General features: G+C 62.5%; 11 protein-coding genes and 1 pseudogene. 5 read left to right on the forward strand and 7 right to left on the reverse strand.

Annotated features, from left to right (window positions below; genetic code table 11):
• The first annotated feature begins 43 nt into the window (after nucleotides 1-43).
• Nucleotides 44-538, forward strand: coding sequence for a SprT family zinc-dependent metalloprotease (locus J7E36_RS22185; protein WP_215007917.1), 495 nt, complete (start codon nucleotides 44-46; stop codon nucleotides 536-538).
• 119 nt (nucleotides 539-657) lie between these two features.
• Here the strand turns inward: J7E36_RS22185 and J7E36_RS22190 are convergent, their stop codons facing one another.
• Nucleotides 658-1,839 carry a CaiB/BaiF CoA transferase family protein gene (locus J7E36_RS22190; protein ID WP_215007919.1) on the reverse strand — a complete coding sequence of 394 codons (1,182 nt, stop codon included), beginning with the start codon at nucleotides 1,837-1,839 and terminating at the stop codon, nucleotides 658-660.
• Nucleotides 1,840-2,021: 182 nt separating this feature from the next.
• The gene (locus J7E36_RS22195; protein WP_215007922.1) at nucleotides 2,022-3,359 is read right to left on the reverse strand and encodes a dicarboxylate/amino acid:cation symporter; all 1,338 of its coding nucleotides are present in this window, start codon (nucleotides 3,357-3,359) and stop codon (nucleotides 2,022-2,024) included.
• Nucleotides 3,360-3,691: 332 nt separating this feature from the next.
• On the opposite strand from J7E36_RS22195, the gene J7E36_RS22200 reads away from it, so the two are divergent.
• The gene (locus tag J7E36_RS22200; RefSeq protein WP_215007936.1) at nucleotides 3,692-4,690 is read left to right on the forward strand and encodes an AraC family transcriptional regulator; all 999 of its coding nucleotides are present in this window, start codon (nucleotides 3,692-3,694) and stop codon (nucleotides 4,688-4,690) included.
• A 106-nt stretch (nucleotides 4,691-4,796) separates the two neighbouring features.
• Here the strand turns inward: J7E36_RS22200 and J7E36_RS22205 are convergent, their stop codons facing one another.
• The 3 genes from J7E36_RS22205 to J7E36_RS22215 all read right to left on the reverse strand — a co-directional run bounded on the left by J7E36_RS22205 (nucleotide 4,797) and on the right by J7E36_RS22215 (nucleotide 7,499).
• Nucleotides 4,797-6,143: an ATP-binding protein gene (locus tag J7E36_RS22205; protein WP_215007939.1), complete on the reverse strand. Its 1,347-nt coding sequence runs from the start codon at nucleotides 6,141-6,143 to the stop codon at nucleotides 4,797-4,799.
• A complete protein-coding gene (locus J7E36_RS22210; RefSeq protein WP_215007942.1) occupies nucleotides 6,140-6,817 on the reverse strand; it encodes a response regulator in 678 nt (225 codons plus the stop codon). The genes J7E36_RS22205 and J7E36_RS22210 overlap by 4 nt, the downstream gene beginning before the upstream one ends.
• A gap of 82 nt (nucleotides 6,818-6,899) precedes the next feature.
• On the reverse strand, nucleotides 6,900-7,499 hold the full coding sequence (locus tag J7E36_RS22215) for a porin family protein (RefSeq protein WP_215007945.1): 600 nt from the start codon (nucleotides 7,497-7,499) through the stop codon (nucleotides 6,900-6,902).
• A 223-nt stretch (nucleotides 7,500-7,722) separates the two neighbouring features.
• Here J7E36_RS22215 and J7E36_RS22220 point away from each other — a divergent pair.
• Nucleotides 7,723-7,872: pseudogene (locus tag J7E36_RS22220) on the forward strand (dienelactone hydrolase family protein); the annotation flags it as partial.
• A gap of 131 nt (nucleotides 7,873-8,003) precedes the next feature.
• Nucleotides 8,004-8,729, forward strand: coding sequence for a 4'-phosphopantetheinyl transferase family protein (locus tag J7E36_RS22225; RefSeq protein ID WP_215007948.1), 726 nt, complete (start codon nucleotides 8,004-8,006; stop codon nucleotides 8,727-8,729).
• Between the two features lie 116 nt (nucleotides 8,730-8,845).
• Here J7E36_RS22225 and J7E36_RS22230 read toward each other — a convergent pair whose 3' ends face one another.
• A complete protein-coding gene (locus J7E36_RS22230) occupies nucleotides 8,846-10,456 on the reverse strand; it encodes an ATP-binding protein (RefSeq protein WP_215007951.1) in 1,611 nt (536 codons plus the stop codon).
• On the reverse strand, nucleotides 10,453-11,175 hold the full coding sequence (locus J7E36_RS22235) for a response regulator transcription factor (RefSeq protein WP_215007953.1): 723 nt from the start codon (nucleotides 11,173-11,175) through the stop codon (nucleotides 10,453-10,455). The genes J7E36_RS22230 and J7E36_RS22235 overlap by 4 nt, the downstream gene beginning before the upstream one ends.
• 851 nt (nucleotides 11,176-12,026) lie before the next feature.
• Between J7E36_RS22235 and J7E36_RS22240 the strand changes: the two genes are divergently transcribed.
• The gene (locus tag J7E36_RS22240) at nucleotides 12,027-14,918 is read left to right on the forward strand and encodes a ribonucleoside-diphosphate reductase subunit alpha (RefSeq protein ID WP_215007956.1); all 2,892 of its coding nucleotides are present in this window, start codon (nucleotides 12,027-12,029) and stop codon (nucleotides 14,916-14,918) included.
• Nucleotides 14,919-15,041 lie beyond the last annotated feature (123 nt).

Genomic DNA, 15,041 nt, shown 5'->3' on the forward strand with positions numbered 1-15,041 from the left:
TCGACGCTTGCGGCATACTCGGGTCTCTGGAGACCCGTAAAGCATGCTCGATCTACTCAATACCCGCGTCGAAGAGTGTTATCAACAAGCCGAAGCCTTTTTCAAACGTCCTTTCAAACGCCCGGTGGTCAGCTTCAAATTGCGCGGCCAGAAGGCCGGTGTCGCCCACCTGCATGAGAACCTGCTGCGCTTCAACCCACAGTTGTACCGGGAAAACGCCGAAGACTTTCTCAAGCAGACCGTCGCCCATGAGGTCGCGCACTTGATCGCTCATCAATTGTTCGGCGAGCGTATCCAACCCCATGGCGAAGAGTGGCAATTGATCATGCGCGGGGTGTACGAACTGCCGCCCAACCGTTGCCACACCTATGAAGTCAAACGCCGCAGCGTGACCCGCTACATCTACAAATGCCCCTGCGCGGCCAACGATTTCCCGTTCTCGGCCCAGCGCCACAGCCTGGTGCGCCAGGGGCGACGGTACTTGTGCCGCAGTTGCCGTGGGACGTTGGTGTTCAGTGGGGAGACGCGGGTGGAGTAGCCTGCTTTTGGGGTGTCTGGACTGGCCTCATCGCGAGCAGGCTCGCTCCCACACTGGATTTGTGACACTGCAAAAAACCTGTGGGAGCGAGCCTGCTCGCGATGAGGCCCTGAAGCCCCCTACAAAACCACCCCGGCAGCACGCAACTGAGCAATCCGCTCATCACTGAACCCCAGCTCCCCCAGCACCTGGTCCGTATGCGCGCCCAACCCTGCGCCGACATGTCGAGGCTCCGGCAGCCCGTCCGAAAATTTCAGTGGACAGGCGATCTGCGCCTGGCTCGAACCATCACCACGGGGCACGTGCGTGACCACTTGCCGGGCCTGCAATTGCGGATGCCGCAGCGCTTCTTCAAGGCTCAGCACCGGCTCGACGCAGGCATCGATCCCGGCGAACAGCCGGCATAGCTCAGCGAAGTCGTGTTTTTCGAACTCGGCTTGCAGCGCCTGCTTGAGCGCTTGCTGTTGCTCGGGGTCAGGGGACAATCCCCAGGTCGCCAGTTCCGGTCGCCCCAAGGCCTCGCACAGCGCCTGCATGAAGGCCGGTTCCAGGCTGCCCACCGACATCCAGCGACCCTCCCGAGTGCGGTAATAGTCGTAGAAGCTGCCGCCGTTGAGCACATGGCTTTCCCAACCCGGTTCCACCCCGCAGGCCAGGTAACCGGCGCCGGCCAGGGCGTTCAGGCTGAATGCACAGTCGGTCATGCTGACGTCCAGGTGCTGACCCTGCCCGGTCTGCTGACGGGCGATCACCGCCGCCAACAACCCGATCACCCCGTGCAGCGAACCACCCGCGATGTCTGCCGCCTGGATCCCCAAGGGCAATGGCCCGCTGTCGGCGCGGCCGGTATGGCTGGCCAGCCCCGCCAGGGCCAGGTAGTTGATGTCGTGGCCGGCGCGGTCCTTGTAGGGCCCGGTCTGGCCGTAGCCGGTGATCGACACGTAGATCAGCCGCGGATTGATCGCCTTCAACGCCTCGTACCCCAGGCCCAGTCGCTCCATCACGCCGGGACGAAACTGCTCCAGCAGGATGTCGTGGTCGGCCAGCAACTGTTCGATCACCGCCAACCCTTGCGGCTGCTTGAGGTCCAGGGCCAGGCTGCGCTTGTTGCGATTGAGGTAAGCGTGGCTGGCGGCCCCCCCCTGGTCATGGGGCGGCAATATCCGCAACAGGTCCGGACGGGTCGGCGACTCGATGCGCAGCACCTCGGCGCCCATGTCCGCCAGCAACAACGAGGCGAACGGGCCGGGCAGCAGGGTCGAGAAGTCGAGAACCTTGAGCGATGCCAGTGGGCCTTGCATGGGCGATCTCCGATGGGTAATGGCTGAAGACTAGGCAGGGACCGGCGGTGGGGCAATTACCGTACTCGTCACTTTGACTGACGATTGTGCTCAGGCCTTCATGGCGAGGGGGCACGTTTGCCTTCAGAAATCCGAGGCATGAAAAAACCCGCCGAAGCGGGTTTTTCATGGCAGCTTGAAGATTACTTCACAGTGCTCGGCGTCGAGGCTTGCGCCGCGACAGTCTGCTCGTCCTCTTCACGAACGTCGGAGATACCGCGACCACCGGAAGCCAGCTCGGTGTGCAGTTGATCTTCGTCCAGTTCCTTGACCCACTTGGCAACCACGATGGTGGCGACAGCGTTGCCCACCAGGTTGGTCAGGGCGCGGGCTTCGGACATGAAGCGGTCGATACCCAGGATCAGCGCCAGGCCGGCCACCGGCAAGGTGCCCACGGCGGACAGGGTAGCCGCCAGCACGATGAAGCCGCTACCGGTCACGCCAGCAGCCCCTTTGGACGACAGCAGCAGCACCAGCAGCAGGGTGATCTGATGGGAAATGTCCATGTGGGTGTCGGTGGCCTGGGCGATGAACACCGCAGCCATGGTCAGGTAGATCGACGTACCGTCGAGGTTGAACGAGTAGCCGGTCGGGATCACCAGGCCTACTACAGACTTCTTGGCGCCCAAACGTTCCATCTTGATCAACATGCGCGGCAGGGCCGATTCCGACGAGGAAGTACCCAGCACGATCAGCAGTTCTTCACGGATATAGCGGACCAGCTTGATCACGCTGAAGCCGTGGGCACGGCAGATGGCGCCCAGCACGACCAGCACGAACACCACGCAGGTGATGTAGAAGCAGATCATCAGTTGGCCCAACTGCACCAGCGAACCGACACCGTAGGCGCCGATGGTGAATGCCATGGCACCGAACGCACCCAGGGGGGCCAGTTTCATGATCATGTTGATGATGATGAACATCACATGGGCGAAGCGATCGATGAAGTCCAGCACCGGCTTGCCGTACGAGCCCAGGCGATGCAGGGCAAAACCGAAGAGCACCGAGAACATCAGCACTTGCAGGATGTCGCCGTTGGCGAACGCGCCGACGATGGTGTTCGGGATCACGTTGAGGATAAACGCGATGATGCTCTGGTCTTTACCGGCGGAGATGAAACCGGCGATCTTGCTGGTGTCCAGGGTGTTCACGTCGATGTGCATGCCGGCGCCCGGCTGCACGACGTTGACCACGACCAGGCCGATCAGCAGGGCGAGGGTGGAAACGATTTCGAAGTACAACAGTGCGTAGCCGCCGGTCTTGCCGACCGATTTCATGTTCTGCATGCCGGCAATACCGCTGACGACGGTGCAGAAGATGATCGGGGCGATGACCATTTTGATCAGTTTGATGAACCCGTCACCGAACGGCTTGAGGGCAACACCGGTCTGCGGGTAGAAGTGGCCGAGCAAAATACCGATGGCAATGGCTACGATCACCTGGAAATACAGGGATTTGTACAGGGGCTGACGAGTCGTCATGGCAAACTTCCTCAAGCGTCCCGTGTGACAACATCCACCTGTCGTCCACGAAACCTCAATTGCGAACCCTCCTGCACTGGAGGGATTTGTTTTGGCGGCTGCACGGGGCAGACCTACTTAACGTATTGCAAAGCACGCGCCACTTTTTCGAAAAGCCCTACATCCTGTATAGCAGAAGGGTTTGCGGATTTCACATGGGGTTAAACAGCGCGCCCAAGGTGGCGGATTTCCGCCTGCACGCCGCTTCCAGTTCCGGGATTTGGCGGATATCCGCCTTGTCCAACCGACCTCCCCTGCTACCATCGCCCGCTTAACGGACGGACTTGCCTGCCATGCGCCAACGCACAATCGCCAGCCACTACGCCCGCGCAGCCCTGGGCGGCGCGCGTCGGCAAGGGTTTGACTATTTCCCCTTGTTGCACCAGCTGGGCATCAGCCCCGAACTGCTGGATGAGCCACGGGCTCGCCTCGCGCCGGAACAGTTTGCGCGCCTGTTGCAAACGCTGTGGCAACAGCTGGGCGATGAATACCTGGGGTTCGGTCGCGCCCCGAGTAAACCCGGGACGTTTGCGATGATGTGTCACGCGGTGATCCACTGCCGCACCCTGGGCAAGGCCCTTCAACGTGGTTTGTTGTTCTATAGCCTGTTCCCCGACGCTCCGAGCCTGACACTGGAGGCCGAAGGCGAGCGGGTGCGGCTGGTGCTGGACGGCTCGACGCTGTGGGATCCGGACCATTTCCTCAGCGAAAGCCTGCTGGTGATCTGGCATCGCCTCGGCAGTTGGCTGATTGGTCAGCGGATCGGCCTGGAACAGGCGACCTTTGGCTATGCCAGGCCCGCCCACGCGGCCGAGTACGACTTGCTGTTCCCCTGCCCCCTGGTATTCGAGGCCCACGGCAGCAGCCTGTTGTTCCACAGCCGCTACCTGGAGATGCCATTGCTGCAGGACGAACGCACCCTCAAGCATTTTCTGGAACGCTCCCCCGCCGACCTGCTATCGCGCCCGGACGATGGCCACAGCCTGAGCAGCCAGCTGCGCCGCCTGCTCAGTCGCGACACGGCACGCTGGCCTGACCTGGACACCGTCGCGGCTCACTTGCACATCAGCCCCCAGACGTTGCGCCGGCATCTGCGCGAGGAAGGCACCAGCTTCCAGGAGCTCAAGGACCAACTGCGGCGGGATATCGCCATCTATCATCTGGGGCGAGCGGATTTGTCATTGCAGCAGATCGCCGAGCAGTTGGGGTTCTCGGAACCGTCGGCGTTTCATCGGGCGTTCAAGAAGTGGACGGGGGTGACGCCGGGGGCTTATCGGGCGCTGGAGAACTGAGCAGTGACATACAAGTATTTACAGACCTGGGAGGGCGGCGCTCACCGTTCTCGTGTGGGAGCGAGCTTGCTCGCGATGGCGCCAGTGGCAACACACCCTGCTCCAGTCAAACCACCGGAAAATGAATCCGAAACGCCGCCCCACCCAACGCTGAATCGTCCAGAGTCAACGTGGCGCCGTAGCTTTCGATGATGTCCTTGACCACCGCCAGGCCAATCCCCTGCCCAGGGTGCTGGCGATCCAGTCGTTCGCCCCGTTGGAGAATCCGCGCCCGCTGATCCGGTGGCACGCCGGGTCCATCGTCCTCGACGCACAGTTCCATGCCACCGAGGGCCTGGTGCACGCTGACACGTACCTCGCCCACACACAGTCGATAAGCGTTTTCCAGCAGGTTGCCGAGCATTTCCAACAGGGCGCCTTGTTCGATCGGCATCTGGCAGTGTTCCGTCAGGTCGAAACCGACATTGACCCGTTTATCCCGGTAGACCTTGTCCAGGGTGTCACACAGGCTTTGCAGCACCGGGCGCAAGCGCACCTGATGGCGCACCAGCCCGCTCCTGCGCAGGCTGGCGCGCTGCAACTGGTAGCCGATCTGCTGGCTCATGCGCTCGATCTGCGATTGCAGCACCCAGGCCTGGCCACGGTCCTCGGGGCGCCGGGCCATGTCTTCGCTGACACCCTGCAACACCGCCAGCGGGGTTTTCAGGCTGTGGGCCAGGTCATCGAGGGAATCCCGGTAGCGGCTGCGTTGCTCGCGTTCGCTGTACAGCAAGCGGTTGAGGGAGCCGGTCAGGCGCAACAGTTCCCGGGGGTGCTCGGTACTGAGGCTGTCCCGGGCGCCGCTTTCGATTTCGTCCAGCTCCTGGCTCAGGCGCCGCAGTGCCCGCAGGCCCCAGGTCAGGCCGATCCACAGCAGCGCCAGCAACACCAGCAGAGCCGCGCCAAAGCCCAGGTAGAGGTTGTCCCGCAGACCTTGCAGGGTCACCTCGTAATCACGAACCGGTTGCAGGGTGACGATGCTGAACGCTGCGTTCTGGCCGCCGAGTAGCTGGATCTCGACGTCGTAGACAAAGAACTCCTGGCCGTCGTTCTCGCGGATACGGGCGAACTGGTTGCCCTGGCCGTCGTAGCGCGGCGTGTAATTGATGTTTTCTTCGCGGGTGGCCTTCGAGCGCCAGACCAGACGCCCGTCGCGGTCATAGATGTAGCCCAGTAAACGGGCATCGGCGAGGTTGAAGCGCTCGTCGGGCAACTGCGTCGGCATCTTCAAGTGGTTGTTTTCCACCCGGGCGGCGGAAATCAGCGTGGTCACGTCCGAGGCCAGGCGTTGCTCGATGGAATCCTGCAACGCCAGGCTGAACGCACCTTGCATGGCCGGCAGCAGCGCCAGCATGAACAACGCCGCCAGGGTCATGGCGGCGAGCATCAAGCGCAGTCGCAGCGAACGAATCACTGGCAGCGCTCGTTGAACAGGTAGCCCAGGCCCCGCACGGTGTCGATCGGCTTGAAGCCGGCCGGGGCCTCCAGCTTGCGGCGCAGGCGCCCGACCAGTACTTCAATGACATTCGGATCACGCTCGTCGTCATCGGGGTAAAGCTGCTCCATCAGGCGGTCCTTGGCGACCACCTGCTGGTGATGACGCATCAGGTATTCGAGGATGCGGTATTCGTAGGCGGTCAACGCCAGCGGCTCATCGCCCAAGGACGCCTGCTTGCGATTGAGGTCCAGCAATAAAGGACCAGCGACGATGGTCGACTGGGTGAAGCCGCTGGAGCGGCGCAACAGCGCATTCAAGCGCGCCTCCAGCTCTTCGAACTGGAACGGCTTGACCACGTAGTCGTCGGCCCCGGCGGCCAGGCCTTCAACCTTGTCCTGCCAGTTGCCGCGGGCGGTCAGGATCAGGATCGGAAAGGTCTTGTCCTGAGCGCGCAGCCGGCGGATCAATTCCAGCCCGCTGATGCCCGGCAGGCCGAGATCGATGATCGCCAGGTCATGGTTGAATTCCGCGACCTGGTACAAGGCCTCTTCAGCGTTGCCCACGGCCTGCACCACGTGACCACTGTCGGTGAGGCGGGTGTGCAGGTGATGACGCAACAGCGCTTCGTCTTCGACGACCAGTAACTTCATGAAAGCCTCTCCAGGCAAAAAAGACATCAATCCGGCGCGGCGCACCGCAACGACAGGCGCCGGATCGGCCTTGTGGAACCGCTTAGAACGTGTAGTTGGCGGACAGGTAGGTCTGGGCGCTGCTGGTCAGGTCCAGGGAACCGACCTTGCCGCCGCCGTGGGGGCTCATCTCGGTGCTGGCGTTGCTGCGAAGGTAACGGTAACCCAGTTCCACCGAGGTGTTCTGCGAAATTTGCTGCAGCACGCCGCCCTGCAGGCCCACGGCATAGCCGATGTCACTGTCGCGGCTATAGCCGGGGGAATCCTGGGTCAGCTTGGTCAGGCCCGCCGTGCCGCCGCCGAACAACCTGGTGCTGCTGGTGACCGGATAGAACAGGTCGTAGCTGCCCAACAGGTTTTCCTGGCGCAGCTTGATGCCGTTGTGAGTCCCCGAGACATTGTCATAGGTGGCGTAGTAGCGACCCTGGTCGTTTTGCCTGCCGAGTCGGACGCCATAGGTAGTGTCCTTGCCGACGATGCCGTCGGCATTCGGATGGTTCAGGTTGTCGTTCAGGGCATCGGATTTCTTGACCTTGTCGCTGGTCTGGCCGAGGGTCAGGCTGGCGAAGTTGTCATCGGCGTGGGCGACGGCGCTGGCACCCAGCACCGTGAAAGCCAGCAGCAGTCTTTTCATAGCAGTCATGATCAGTTTCCTTTCAAACGTGGGTGGTGTGTGAAGTCCCGGTCACGTTAACCAGCGATCCCTGAACCCCCCTTGAACGTTCTCTGAACCTGCGCTGAATGAATCGGCTAGAGCGTCCTGTCTGGTGCAAACCCTTTTTTCAAGGAGATCCATCATGCGCAGGTTGCTTGCCGTTGTACTTCTGACCTTGAGCGGTGCAAGCCACGCCGCCATCCAGACCCAGGAGATTCCCGGCAGCGTCAAGGCCAAGCTCCTGGTCGAGCACGGAGCGCTGGACAGCATGGTCACCGAAGACAACGTCACCGCATTCAAGAGCGAGATGGACAAGGCCGGTGCCAACTATAAGTTCGCCAGCCTTGAAGGCGCCAAGCACAGTGGACGCGGTTCACGGTAGACCGAGGCGCTTTCATCGCGAGCAAGCTTTGCTGCCAAAATTTCACCGCTTGCTTGCCATCCAGGGTTTGCCCTCTACCCAGCGTCCAGCCAACCCGGCAAAATGCCGCCATGAATGCACTCCCCGCCTTGCCCGCCTGCTGCTCGCCTCTGGATGAACATTGGTGCTTGCCCGATGCGCTGCCCGATACGGTGCTGCTGAGCACCCGCTTCGACCCATTGCTGCTGGCGGCCGATGATTTCCTGAACTGCGCCATCGAGCCACCGCCGAGCATCCAGCGTTCGGTGGCCAAGCGTCAGGCGGAATTCCTCGCCGGGCGGATCTGTGCCCGGGCGGCTTTACAGCGGCTTGACGGCCGGCCCTGCGTGCCAGCCATCGGCGAAGACCGGGCCCCGGTGTGGCCGGCGCATATCAGCGGCTCGATCACCCACAGCAACGGCCGCGCCGCCGCCATCGTCGCTGGAAAAGCACACTGGCGCGGGCTGGGCATGGACCTGGAGAGCCTGCTCGAACCCGAGCGCGCCGAGCGCCTGTGCGGTGAAATCCTCACCCCGCCCGAATTGCTGCGCATGGCCGCCCTCCCCCGCGATGATCGGGCGCTGCTGGTGACCCTGACCTTTTCCGTGAAGGAAAGCCTGTTCAAGGCGCTGTACCCGATCGTCGGGCAGCGTTTCTATTTCGAGCACGCCGAAGTGCTGGAATGGGCATCCGGCGGACAGGTGCGATTGCGGTTGCTGACCGACCTCTCGGCCGAATGGCGCCATGGCAGTGAACTGCAGGCGCAGTTTGCGGTGCGGGATGGGCAGTTGTTGAGTCTGGTGGGGATCAAGACCTGAAATTCAGGGTTGCCTGGAACGGCCTCATCGCGAGCAGGCTCGCTCCCACATTTGGAATGCGTACACCTGTGGGAGCGAGCCTGCTCGCGATGAGGCCCTTGCAGGCGCCATACCTCTCAAGACCGGTCCTGATGCCTCGGCCAACTCAAGCTGAAACACGCTCCGCCCAGGCTCTTGCTCTTGCCGATCAATGCCCGGCCGTCGTGCCAGTGGATGATCCGCCGCACGATTGAGAGCCCCAGCCCATGCCCGCCCGAGGCGCGGGCGCGGCTGTCGTCCAGGCGCAGGAACGGCTTGAAGATCCGCTCCCAGGCCGCTTCCGGCACACCGGGGCCGTCGTCCTCCACGTCCACCCGGCAACGCAACTGGCCCACCTGGTAGCTGACGGTGACCTGCGAGCTGGCATGGCGCATGGCGTTGCCCACCAGGTTCTGCAAGGCCCGGTGCAGGAAACGCGGCTCGGCCTCGACCCAGGCGCCGTCGCAGTCGGCCGCCGACAGGCACAGGCCGCGCTCGACCGTGATACCGGCCCGCAGCGGGCCCAGTTCATCGATCACTTGATTGACCAGCGCATCCAGGTCCACCCGCTGGAAATTCAGCGCCGGTGAGCCCTGCTCCAGCCGCGCGTAGGTGAGCATCTCGTCCACCAGCCGATCCAGGTCCTCGATGTCGTGGTCCATGCCCGCCAGGTACTTGTCCCGGGCCTGGGGCGTGGTGGCGCTGCCGAGCATTTCCAGGCCGAAACGCAGCCGCGCCACCGGGGTGCGCAACTCATGGGACACCGCCCGCACCAGCTCACGCTGGATCGCCAGCAACTGCTGCAAGTGCTCGGCCATGCCGTTGAACGCAGCGGCCAGCCGTCCTATCGAGTCGGCGCCACGGGCCGGCACCCGGGTTTCCAGGCTGCCCTGGGCGATTTGCGTGGCGGCCGATTCGAGGCCACGCAAGCGCCGCTCCAACTGGCGCACCAACAGATAAACGATCAGGCCAATCAGGCTCAACCCCAGCGCCGCAATCAGCACCAGCCACTCCGGCGGATAGGGATTCATCTGGTACAGCGGGCCGATTTCCAGTACCCACGGCGTACCGACCATACCGGCGAACACCCGGATCGAGTCGCCGCCCTTGCCCAACGCCATCACCGTATCGCCCTCGGACACCCGGCGGCGCTGGTCGTCGTCCATGTCCGCCTGCTCGGCGGTCATGAGCCGCAAATCAAAACCGAAACCTTTTTCTTCCTTGAGCTGCGCGAGCCGCCGGGGTTGCTCGCCCACCGGGTAGCGCACCAGTTCATCGGCCAGCAGGTAGATGGTCGCCCGAGCCAATTGCTCGCTGATCTGCTGGACTTCCCCCACCAGCATCAGTTGCTCGCCATCACTGACCAGCCGATAGACCTTCGCCGCATGGGGCCCAGTCTGCTCGACCAAGGCCTGGCCGCGCAGCACGCGCGTGCGCTGCCCCAGGTCCAGATGGGTCTGGGTGAACGTTTGCAACTTCAGGGGGATGCCCAGCAGGCGCTCCCACACCAGCAGCGCCCGACGCCGTTCGGTGTCGTTCATCGGCCGCAGATTGTCGGCCATCAACGAAAACGTGCCGTGGGCCAGGCGCTCGCGGTATTGCTCGCTGCGGGTCTGGTTCAGCAGGTGCAGGGCCAGCACGCCGAGCACCGCTACCAGCACCAGCGCCGCACACATGCCGCCGTAGATACGCAGGAAGATCGAGTTCACGATGCCGGGTCTACGCAGGCTTCAGGCACGAACAGGTAGCCTTTGCTGCGCACGGTCTTGATCAGCCGCGGATGGTCCGGGTCGTCGCCGATCTTGGGGCGGATGCGCGAGATGCGCACGTCGATGGAGCGGTCCTGGCCGTCGTAACCGATGCCGCGCAGGGCGGTGAAGATTTCTTCCCGGGACAGGATGCGCCCGGCGTTCGACACCAGCAGCCAGAGCAGATCGAATTCGGCGCTGGTCAGCTCGATGCCGTTGCCCTGCAACCAGGCCTCGCGCAGCGCGTTGTCCACCACCAGCGGGCCGAATTGCAGGCGCCGCGGCTTTTGTGGGGAGGACGGCTCCGGCTCGCTGCGGCGTAGCAGGGCCTGGATACGCGCCAGCAACAGGCGCGGCCGGACCGGCTTGCAGACGTAATCGTCGGCGCCCAGGTCCAGGCCCTGGATCTGATCGGTATCGTCGGTGCGGGCGGTGAGCATCAGGATCGGCCCGTCGTACTGCGTGCGCACCTTGCGGCAGATGCTCAGGCCGTCTTCGCCGGGCAGCATCAGGTCGAGGACCACCAGGTCCGGTTGTTCGGCAATGATCCGCGCCGCCGCCACCGCGCCATCGCCCTCGATGGCGACGCGCAACCCGTTGCTTTCAAGGTACTCACGGGTCAGCTCGGCCAGACGCTGGTCATCCTCGACGATCAATACCTGCCAGGCTTCTTGTTCCACTGGGGGGCCTCTTATGGTGAATACCTGATGAAGGAGAAGCACACCGCCAGATCCACTGACAGGACACAGCCCCTGTGGGAGCGAGCCTGCTCGCGATAGCGGTGGGTCATCTGGGATGAGGGGGACTGCGCCGCCGTCTTCGCGAGCAGGCTCGCTCCCACAGGGAATCCCATTTTTCTGTCACGTTTAAGATGAATACTCACTCCCACACACCGGCCGATTGTATAAACGCCGCCCCCGAAGAAAACAAGCCGGTAAATGCGTTCGGTCAGGTGGGTTTTGTGTGGTAACGTCCGCGCCCGCAAAAACCATCGGGCTGTTTTTCAGGCGCTGAAAACGATGAAAAAACCCTCGCTCCAGCTAGGTCGCGGCCTACAGAGGAGTTCCACGTTTCGCACACAAATTACGCACAGGCTTATCCACAGGTAGTACGTTGCATTCATCCCCTAAAACGCATTATCTTGTAGCCCGCCGCGAAAAAAACCCTACATGTAGGGTTTCAGGCCAAAAACCACACACTAGTTGGACAGAGAATTCAAGCGCTTTTCTTGCTTCTGTCCAACTGAAATAGCGCTTTTCCCCAAGCCCAGACCGCCCTTGCGGATGGCGACTGTTTCGAGGTCGAAAACGACCGAAACGGTACGGGTGTTGCAGTCCAATGCTGCTACTCGGCAATCCGGTTTCGAGCCTCGGCTCGCAGCCTAGAAACTTCGGATGGAAGCGGCGCCAGGCGCCTGTTTCCTACTGTCCCGAAGTTGTTATACCCGGCGACAGCCGGTTGTAGTGCTTCAGGACGGAACGGTGGGCACCGTAATGGCGCCCAAACAAACATAGAGAATGTGGAGACACCCATGCACACCGACACAACTCGCGAGAACCCGCAGGGCACCGCGCCGCTGGCCGCCGATTCGAGCCCGGATCTGGCCGCCACCGCGCCGGGCCAACTGCGTGTGATCAAGCGTAACGGCACTGTCGTTGCCTACACCGACGACAAGATCACCGTCGCCATCACCAAGGCGTTCCTTGCAGTTGAAGGTGGCACTGCTGCCGCTTCGTCACGAATCCACGACACCGTGGCGCGCCTGACCGAACAGGTCACCGCGACCTTCAAGCGTCGCATGCCGTCGGGCGGCACCATCCACATCGAAGAAATCCAGGACCAGGTCGAACTGGCCCTGATGCGTGCCGGCGAGCAAAAAGTCGCCCGCGACTACGTGATCTACCGAGACTCCCGCGCCAAGGAACGCGCTATCCGCACCCCTGCCGACGCACCGGTCCAGGCTCACCCTTCCATCCGCGTCGCTCGCGCCGACGGCAGCCTGGCGCCGCTGGACATGGGCCGCCTGAACACCATCGTCACCGAAGCGTGCGAAGGCCTGGAAGAAGTCGACGGCGACCTGATCCAGCGCGAAACCCTGAAGAACCTCTACGACGGCGTCGCCCTCAAGGACGTCAACACCGCCCTGGTCATGACCGCGCGGACCCTGGTAGAGCGCGAGCCGAACTACTCCTTCGTGACCGCCCGCCTGCTGATGGACACCCTGCGTGCCGAAGGCCTGAGCTTCCTGGAAGTTGCCGAGAGCGCGACCCACCACGAAATGGTCGACCTGTACGCCAAGGCGTTGCCGGCCTACGTTGCCAAGGGCATCGAATTCGAATTGCTGAACCCGGTCCTGGCCACGTTCGACCTGGAAAAACTCGGCAAGGCGATCAACCACGAGCGTGACCAGCAGTTCACCTACCTGGGCCTGCAAACCCTGTACGACCGTTACTTCATCCACAAGGACGGTATCCGCTTCGAACTGCCGCAGATCTTCTTCATGCGCGTGGCCATGGGCCTGGCGATCGAAGAGAAGCACAAAGAAGACCGTGCCATCGAGTTCTACAACCTGTTGTCGTCCTTCGACTACATGGCCTCGACCCCGACCCTGTTCAACGCCGGCACCCTGCGTCCGCAGCTGTCCAGTTGCTACCTGACCACCGTTCCGGATGACCTGTCGGGCATCTACGGCGCCATCCACGACAACGCCATGCTGTCGAAATTTGCCGGCGGCCTGGGCAACGACTGGACCCCGGTTCGCGCATTGGGCTCGTACATCAAGGGCACCAACGGCAAATCCCAGGGCGTCGTGCCGTTCCTCAAAGTGGTCAACGACACCGCCGTGGCGGTCAACCAGGGCGGCAAGCGCAAGGGCGCGGTCTGTGCCTACCTGGAAACCTGGCACATGGACATCGAAGAGTTCATCGAGCTGCGCAAGAACACCGGTGATGACCGTCGTCGTACCCACGACATGAACACCGCCAACTGGATCCCTGACCTGTTCATGAAGCGCGTCTTCGATGACGGCAAGTGGACCCTGTTCTCGCCATCCGAAGTCCCGGACCTGCACGACCTGACCGGCAAGGCCTTCGAAGAGCGCTACGAGTACTACGAAGCCCTGACCGAGTACAACAAGATCAAGCTGTTCAAAGTCGTCCAGGCCAAAGACCTGTGGCGCAAGATGCTCTCGATGCTGTTCGAGACCGGCCACCCATGGCTGACCTTCAAGGACCCGTGCAACCTGCGCAGCCCGCAGCAGCACGTGGGCGTGGTCCACAGCTCGAACCTGTGCACCGAGATCACCCTGAACACCAACAAGGACGAGATCGCCGTCTGCAACCTGGGCTCGATCAACCTGCCGAACCACATCGTCGATGGCAAGCTGGACACCACCAAGCTGCAACGCACCGTGAACACCGCCGTGCGCATGCTCGACAACGTGATCGACATCAACTACTACTCGGTGCCGCAGGCGAAGAACTCCAACTTCAAGCACCGTCCGGTCGGCCTGGGCATCATGGGCTTCCAGGACGCGCTGTACCTGCAGCACATCCCGTACGGTTCGGACGCTGCGGTCGAATTCGCCGACAAGTCCATGGAAGCGGTCAGCTACTACGCGATCCAGGCTTCCTGCGACCTGGCCGACGAGCGCGGCGCCTACGAGACGTTCCAGGGTTCGCTGTGGTCCAAGGGCGTCCTGCCACTGGATTCGCAACAGATCCTGATCGCCCAACGCGGCCAGAAGTACATCGATGTCGACCTGAACGAATCCCTGGACTGGGCACCGGTTCGCGCCCGTGTGCAGAAAGGCATCCGTAACTCGAACATCATGGCCATCGCACCGACCGCCACCATCGCCAACATCACCGGCGTGTCGCAGTCGATCGAACCGACCTACCAGAACCTCTACGTGAAATCGAACCTGTCCGGCGAATTCACCGTGATCAACCCGTACCTGGTTCGCGACCTCAAGGCCCGCGGCCTGTGGGACTCGGTCATGATCAACGACCTGAAGTACTACGACGGTTCGGTGCAGCAGATCGAGCGCATTCCGCAAGAACTCAAGGCGCTCTACGCCACCGCGTTCGAAGTGGACACCAAGTGGATCGTCGACGCGGCCAGCCGTCGCCAGAAGTGGATCGACCAGGCTCAGTCGCTGAACCTGTACATCGCCGGCGCCTCGGGCAAGAAACTCGACGTGACCTACCGCATGGCTTGGTACCGTGGCCTGAAAACCACCTACTACCTCCGCGCCCTGGCCGCCACCAGCACCGAGAAGTCGACCATCAACACCGGCAAGCTGAACGCTGTTTCCAGCGGCGGCAACCACGGTGACGACTCGGTCCTGGCTGCTCCAGCCGGACCTGCGCCAGTGCCAAAGGCCTGCGCGATCGACGAGCCGGATTGCGAAGCTTGCCAATAAGCTGAGCGGGCGAGCGCTGAGAAGCGCCTGCTGAAAGAACCCCCCGATAGACCGCTGGTTTATCGGGGGTTTTCTTTTGCCTGGAAAAAAGTCGACGCCTGGACTGGCCCCATCGCGAGCAGG

The organism is Pseudomonas fluorescens (genome assembly GCF_018614775.1).
In the GTDB taxonomy this organism is placed as follows: Bacteria; Pseudomonadota; Gammaproteobacteria; order Pseudomonadales; family Pseudomonadaceae; genus Aquipseudomonas; species Aquipseudomonas fluorescens_BY.

What these genes read in the sequence shown, in the direction of transcription:
- J7E36_RS22185 (WP_215007917.1), top strand. Translation starts at nt 44, where the DNA reads ATGCTCGATCTACTCAATACCCGCGTCGAAGAGTGTTATCAACAAGCC.
- J7E36_RS22190 (WP_215007919.1), bottom strand. Translation starts at nt 1,839, where the DNA reads ATGCAAGGCCCACTGGCATCGCTCAAGGTTCTCGACTTCTCGACCCTG.
- J7E36_RS22195 (WP_215007922.1), bottom strand. Translation starts at nt 3,359, where the DNA reads ATGACGACTCGTCAGCCCCTGTACAAATCCCTGTATTTCCAGGTGATC.
- J7E36_RS22200 (WP_215007936.1), top strand. Translation starts at nt 3,692, where the DNA reads ATGCGCCAACGCACAATCGCCAGCCACTACGCCCGCGCAGCCCTGGGC.
- J7E36_RS22210 (WP_215007942.1), bottom strand. Translation starts at nt 6,817, where the DNA reads ATGAAGTTACTGGTCGTCGAAGACGAAGCGCTGTTGCGTCATCACCTG.
- J7E36_RS22215 (WP_215007945.1), bottom strand. Translation starts at nt 7,499, where the DNA reads ATGACTGCTATGAAAAGACTGCTGCTGGCTTTCACGGTGCTGGGTGCC.
- J7E36_RS22225 (WP_215007948.1), top strand. Translation starts at nt 8,004, where the DNA reads ATGAATGCACTCCCCGCCTTGCCCGCCTGCTGCTCGCCTCTGGATGAA.
- J7E36_RS22240 (WP_215007956.1), top strand. Translation starts at nt 12,027, where the DNA reads ATGCACACCGACACAACTCGCGAGAACCCGCAGGGCACCGCGCCGCTG.